Genomic DNA, 5,935 nt, shown 5'->3' with positions numbered 1-5,935 from the left:
GGCGGCATCGCCGGCGCCTTGTGGGGCGGCAACGAAACTGAGGGTTCGGCCGCGCAGGACGGCGAGGGCGGGTGGGGTCATCTCGGAAGCCCTCTTACTGCACTGCCGTGTCGGGGTCGGCTGTCCAGCGCCCGAGCAGGTCGCGCTCCGCCGGCGTGATTTCGCTGACAGTGGCCGGCGGCATGCTGTGGGTCAGCACCGCCTGCAGCCGGATCAGGCTGGCGTGGCGCCGGATCTCCTCCGGCGAATCCAGCAGCACACCGCGCGGCGCCTCGTGGATGCCCTCCCAGCCCGGCATGGTGGAGTGGCACATGCTGCAGCGGGAGATGACGACGTCGGTGACCTTGGCGAAGGAGACGGGCCCGGCCTCCGCGGCCTGGACCGGGGCGGGCGCTTCCAGCCCGATCCAGGGCTTGGTCGCGGTCGACACCTCATGCTCGCGCGGCGGCGGCACGGTCGACAGCCAGACGATCGCGGCCATGCAGGCGGCGGCCAGGGCCCAGGTCCACCACGGTGTCGGCTTGCCGGCGTGGCGGGAATTGAAGAAGTGGCGGATCATGCCGCCCATCACCAGCACCAGCGCCACCATCACCCAGGCGTAATGCGCGCCGAAGGCCAGCGGGTAGTGGTTGCTGAGCATCAGGAACAGGACCGGCAGGGTCAGGTAGTTGTTGTGCAGCGACCGCTGCTTGGCCTGCCGGCCGAGATTGGGGTCGGGCGTCCGCCCGGCCAGCAGGGCGTCGACGACCTTGCGCTGGTTCGGGATGATCAGGACGAAGACGTTGGCCACCATCATGGTGCCGATCAGCGCGCCCATCTGCAGCATGGCGCCGCGGCCACTGAACACCTGGGAAAAGCCCCAGGACGCCGCGACCAGCACGACGAAGCCGGCGGCCGCCAGCTTCACGTCGCTCTGGCCCAGCGGCGATTTGCACAACAGGTCGTAGGCCAGCCAGCCGCCGGCCAGGGTGGCGACGCTGATCGCGATCGCCTCCTTCGCCGACAGCCCCATCACCTGCGGGTCGACCAGGAACAAATCGGCGCCGCGGTAGTACAGGACGCACAGCAGGAAGAAGCCGCTGATCCAGGTGGAATAGGCCTCCCACTTGAACCAGGTCAGCTCCTTCGGCAGCCGGTCCGGCGCCACCATGTATTTGACCATGTTGTAGAAGCCGCCGCCGTGGATCTGCCAGGCCTCGCCGCTGGCGCCCGGCGGCAGGTCCTCGCGCTTCTTCAGGCTGAGGTCGAGGGCGACGAAGTAGAAGGACGACCCGATCCAGGCGATGGCGGTGATGACATGCACCCAGCGCGCCGCGAAGTTGATCCACTCCCAGATGATCAGTTCCATCAAACCCGACTCCGTCTCGATCCCTGGGTGCCGCCCGGCCCGGGCGTTCTCTGTTCCGGCCAGCCTAGTGAACACCGGCACGGCAGGGGAAGCGATGGCGCAGCACAGCACTTTCAAAAGAAACGCTATAATGCCGGCGGATGGACCGGCCCAGACTGAGGCTTGGCGCCATTCCCCGAGAATGAGGGGATCACTTTCCAACGGAATCCGAGGAAAGATGGTCGGGCTCGCCGCCGCGGGCATGGTGCAGGACAGGGAGACGGATCGGATTGGCGCTGCTGGAGAACATGCGGGTGTTCGTGCGCGTGGTCGAACTCGGCAGCCTGTCGGCCGCCGGGCGCCAGGTGCGCATGTCGCCGGCCGTGGTCAGCCACCGCATCCAGCAGCTGGAGCAGCATCTCGGCGTCCGCCTGCTCAACCGCACGACACGGCAGGTGCAGACCACCGAGCATGGCCAGACCTTCTATCGCCATTGCCTGGTGGTGCTTGACACGGTGGAGCGGGCGGAGACCAGCGTGGCCACCACCAGCGGCGTGCCCTCCGGCAGCCTGCGGGTGACGGCGCCGCTCGGCTTCGGCCGTCGCATCCTGGCGCCGCTGGTGCCGCAGTTCCACGAACTCTACCCGCGGGTCGACCTCCGGCTGCGCCTGTCCGACCATCTGCTCGACCTGCTCGGCGAGGCGGTCGATGTCGCCATCCGGATGGCGGAGATGAAGGATTCCAGCTTCGTGCTGCGCAAGATCGCCGATTGCCGCCGGGTGCTGTGCGCCTCGCCCGGCTATCTCGACGCCCGGGGTACGCCGGCGGTGCCGGAGGATCTGATCGGCCACAACTGCCTGCTGCTGCGCTTTCCCGGGTCGCGGCAGTACCAGTGGACGCTGGAGGGCAAGGACGGGCCGTCGAAGGTCCCGGTGCGCGGCAGCTTCGACGCCGATGACGGCGACGTGCTGACGCAATGGGCGGTCGACGGCCGCGGCATCGTGCTGAAGCCAGTGTGGGAGGTGGCGTCCCATCTGCGCACCGGCGCGTTGCAGGTGGTGCTGCCCGACCATCCGCCGGAGACGGTGATGCTGGCGGTGCTGTACCCGCATCGCAGCTTCCTGCCGGCCAAGGTGCGGGTGTTCTCGGACTACCTGGTGGACCACACAAGGTCGCTGCTCAGCGCCGATCTCGCGCTCTGATCGTCTCGACCAGCCGGGAAGCGGCGCGCTCGACGTCGTCCGCCGTGGTGCCGCGGCCGAGACCCAGGCGCAGGCTGCCATGCGCCTCCTCCGGCGACAGGCCGATGGCGCGCAGCACATGCGACGGTTCCGGATTGCCGGTGGAGCAGGCCGAGCCGGTGGACAGCGCCAGGTCCGGCAGGTCGAGCAGCAGGTCGGCGGCATCCAGCCCGGGCAGGGTAACGTTGAGGCAGCCGGGCAGGCCCTGCGCCACCGAGCCATTGCGGCGCAGCCCCGGCAGGTCCCGCTGCAAGGCGGCGAACAGTTGCTCGCGCAGGGCTTGCAGCCGGTCCGCATCCGCGGCGCGGCGCTGCCGGGCGATGCGGCAGGCGGTGCCGAGCCCGACGCACAGCGCCGTCGGCAGCGTGCCGGCGCGCCGGTCCTCCTGCTGGCCACCGCCGAGCAGCCGGGGCCGCAGCGTCGTGCCCTCGCGCACGAACAGGGCGCCGATGCCCATCGGGCCGTACAGCTTGTGCCCGGACAGGCTGAGGAAGGCGAGGTCGAGGGCGCGGACATCGATGGCGCCGGTCGACAGCGCCTGCACGGCGTCGCTGTGCAGCACGGCACCGGCGTCGCGGCAGAGCTGGGCGGCCGCTTCAAGCGGGCTGGAGCGTGCCGATCTCGTTGTTCGCCGCTATCAGCGAAACCAGCGCCGGGCGGCCGGCCAGCAGGCGCTCCAGGGCGTCGAGGTCGGCGGTGCCGTCCGGCCCGACCGGCAGGATTTCGGTGCGATGCCCGCGCGCCCCCAACTCCGGCAGGCAGGCCAGCACGCTCGGGTGCTCGATCGCCGAGGCGATCACCGGCCAGCCCGCGGGCACGCCGCCCAGCAGCGCCAGGTTGTTGGCCTCGGTGGCGCCGGCGGTGAACAGGATCTCGCCGGGCCGGGCGCCGACCAGCGCCGCCACCTCGGCCCGTGCCGCATCGATCGCCTCCGCCGCGCGCCAGCCCGGCCGGTGCCGCGCCGCATGCGGATTGCCGACCGCGGCGGGGTCGAGCCACGGCAGCATTGCCGCCAGCACCTCGGCCTCCAGCGGCGTGGAGGCGAGGTGGTCGAGGTAGAGCACGCGGTCGTCGGTCATCGCGGTGGGCCGACGGACGGTGACGCGTAGGTTGGGTTCGCCCGCGCGAACCCAACATCCTGCCCCCATACCGGCCAAAGACCGTGTTGGGTTCGCTGGTCGCGAACCCAACCTACGGATTGCGACCTAGGCTTCGACACCCTGGACATACCAATCCATCTTGGCGATCTCGTCGTCGCCGAGGGACTTGCCCTCCGGCACCACCAGCTCGCCCTTCTGGTTCTTGATCGGGCCGGCGAAGGGGTTGAGTGTGCCGGCGATGATGTCGGCCTTGGTCTTCTCCGCCGCCGCCACGACGTCCGCCGGCATCGCGTCGCTGTACGGCGCCAGGGTGACCATGCCCTCCTTGAAGCCGTACCAGACGCTCGAGGTCTTCCAGGTGCCGTCCATCACGGCCTGCACCCGCTCGACATAGTACGGGCCCCAGTTGTCGACGATCGAGGTCAGCTGCGCCTTGGGGGCGAAGTTGCGCATGTCCGAGGCCTGGCCGAAGGCATGGATGCCGCGGGCCTCCGCCACCTGGATCGCGGCCGGGCTGTCGGTGTGCTGGCACAGGATGTCGGCGCCGCCATCGATCAGCGCCTTGGCGCCATCGCTTTCCTTGCCCGGGTCGTACCAGCTGTTGACCCAGATCACCTTCACCTTCATGTCCGGGCGGATCTTCTGCGCCGCCAGGGTGTAGGCGTTGATGCCCATCACCACCTCGGGGATCGGGACCGAGCCGATATAGCCGGTCATCCCCGCCTTGGACATATGGCCGGCGATGGTGCCGCACACGGTCCGGCCCTCGTAGAAGCGGGCGTTGTAGGTGCTGACATTCGGCGCGGTCTGATAGCCGGTGGCGTGTTCGAACTTCACCTTCGGCAGCGTCTTGGCCGCCCGGATCGTCGGGTTCATGTAGCCGAAGGAGGTGGTGAAGATCAGCTCGTTGCCGGCCTGGGCCAGCTGGCGCAGCACGCGCTCGGCATCCGGGCCCTCCGGCACGCTTTCGACGTAGCTGGTCTTCACCTTGTCGCCGAAATGCGCCTCGATCTCGCGGCGGGCCATGTCATGGCCATGGGTCCAGCCATAATCCCCGATCGGGCCGATATAGATGAAGCCGACCTTCAGCGGCTCGGCCGCCCACAGCCGGCCCGGCAGGATCGTCGTGGCCAGTGTGGCCGCGGAGCCTGCCAGCACGGTCCGCCGGGAAAAGCGAATCGACATGAAGACCTCCATTTTGTGATTCCTGGGATCATAGCGTCCCGTGTTCCCCAGCGCGATTGTGATCGCGCTCCCATTCTGGCTCTAGATCGACGGTCGGAACGGCTTGCCCAACGCTGCCGGCGCTTGCAGCCGGCCGCGCCACGGGCCGGCGGCAATGACCACCAGCACGGCGATGGTGGCGAGGTAGGGCTGCATGGTGAAGACCTGCGCCGGGATCTCGAAGCCGCCGATGCCCTGGGCGTGCAGCTGCAGGATGGTGACCCCGCCGAACAGGTAGGCGCCCAGCAGCACCCGCCATGGCCGCCAGGACCCGAACACCACCAGCGCCAGCGCGATCCAGCCGCGGCCCGCGGTCATGCCCTCGATCCACAACGGGGTGTAGGATAGCGACAGGAAGGCGCCGGCCAGCCCGGCCATGGCGCCGCCGAACAGGCAGGCCAGGTACCGCACCAGCATGACGGGGTGGCCGATCGAATGCGCGGATTCGGCGGATTCCCCGACCGCTCGCAGGATCAGCCCGGCGCGGGTCCGCTTCAGGAACCAGGCGACGCCGAAGGTCATGGCGATCGACAGGTAGACCAGCGCGTCCTGGCCGAACAGCAGCGGCCCGATCACCGGCAGGCCGGTCAGCACCGGCAGCGACAGCTTGGGCAGCGCCGCGATCGGGTGGCCGACGAAGCCGGCGCCCACCAGGGCGCTCAGGCCGACGCCGAAGATGGTCAGGGCCAGGCCGGTCGCGACCTGGTTCGCGAGCATGGTCAAGGTCAGGACGGCGAAGATCGCGGCCATGAGCGCGCCGGCCACGGCGCCGGCGGCGAAGCCCAGGGCGGGACTGCCCGTGGTCACGGCCGCGGCGAAGCCGGCGATGGCGCCGACGATCATCATGCCTTCGACGCCGAGGTTCAGGACGCCCGACCGCTCGGTCACCAGCTCCCCGAGCGCTGCGAGCAGCAGCGGCGTCGCCGACGGGACGGCGCTGATCAGGACGGCGATCACCCAATCCGGCATTAGGCGGCCCTCGCGGCGCGGCGTGGGCCGATGCGCACCCGGTAATGGATCAGCACGTCGCAGGCGAGCAGGAA

6 protein-coding genes are annotated in these 5,935 nt (G+C 69.7%); 1 reads left to right on the top strand and 5 read right to left on the bottom strand.

What is annotated here, in order from left to right; genetic code table 11:
• Positions 1 to 94: 94 nt before the first annotated feature.
• Positions 95 to 1,348, bottom strand: a complete 1,254-nt coding sequence (locus AC3XYG_RS20195) for a urate hydroxylase PuuD (protein ID WP_489141660.1) — start codon at positions 1,346 to 1,348, stop codon at positions 95 to 97.
• Between the two features lie 269 nt (positions 1,349 to 1,617).
• Between AC3XYG_RS20195 and AC3XYG_RS20190 the strand changes: the two genes are divergently transcribed.
• Positions 1,618 to 2,529 (top strand): LysR family transcriptional regulator, encoded by a 912-nt coding sequence (locus AC3XYG_RS20190; RefSeq protein WP_489141659.1) that lies wholly within the window; start codon positions 1,618 to 1,620, stop codon positions 2,527 to 2,529.
• Here AC3XYG_RS20190 and AC3XYG_RS20185 read toward each other — a convergent pair.
• From AC3XYG_RS20185 to AC3XYG_RS20170, 4 genes are all read right to left on the bottom strand, one after another.
• On the bottom strand, positions 2,507 to 3,130 hold the full coding sequence (locus AC3XYG_RS20185) for a cysteine desulfurase family protein (RefSeq protein ID WP_489141658.1): 624 nt from the start codon (positions 3,128 to 3,130) through the stop codon (positions 2,507 to 2,509). The genes AC3XYG_RS20190 and AC3XYG_RS20185 overlap by 23 nt on opposite strands.
• Before the next feature lie 34 nt (positions 3,131 to 3,164).
• The gene (locus tag AC3XYG_RS20180; protein ID WP_489141657.1) at positions 3,165 to 3,647 is read right to left on the bottom strand and encodes an aminotransferase class V-fold PLP-dependent enzyme; all 483 of its coding nucleotides are present in this window, start codon (positions 3,645 to 3,647) and stop codon (positions 3,165 to 3,167) included.
• 126 nt (positions 3,648 to 3,773) lie between these two features.
• Positions 3,774 to 4,853, bottom strand: a complete 1,080-nt coding sequence (locus tag AC3XYG_RS20175) for a BMP family ABC transporter substrate-binding protein (RefSeq protein WP_489141656.1) — start codon at positions 4,851 to 4,853, stop codon at positions 3,774 to 3,776.
• Positions 4,854 to 4,934: 81 nt separating this feature from the next.
• Entirely contained in the window at positions 4,935 to 5,861 is a 927-nt protein-coding gene (locus AC3XYG_RS20170; protein ID WP_489141655.1) for an ABC transporter permease, read from the bottom strand.
• Between the last annotated feature and the right edge of the window lie 74 nt (positions 5,862 to 5,935).

The sequence above is a fragment of the Inquilinus sp. genome (assembly GCF_057815775.1).
Note: the sequence above shows the minus strand (reverse complement) of the source record. Positions and strands in the feature narration are given on the sequence as shown.

Coding starts and splice junctions, on each gene's coding strand:
- AC3XYG_RS20195 (WP_489141660.1), bottom strand. CDS start 1,348: ATGGAACTGATCATCTGGGAGTGGATCAACTTCGCGGCGCGCTGGGTG.
- AC3XYG_RS20180 (WP_489141657.1), bottom strand. CDS start 3,647: ATGACCGACGACCGCGTGCTCTACCTCGACCACCTCGCCTCCACGCCG.
- AC3XYG_RS20175 (WP_489141656.1), bottom strand. CDS start 4,853: ATGTCGATTCGCTTTTCCCGGCGGACCGTGCTGGCAGGCTCCGCGGCC.
- AC3XYG_RS20170 (WP_489141655.1), bottom strand. CDS start 5,861: ATGCCGGATTGGGTGATCGCCGTCCTGATCAGCGCCGTCCCGTCGGCG.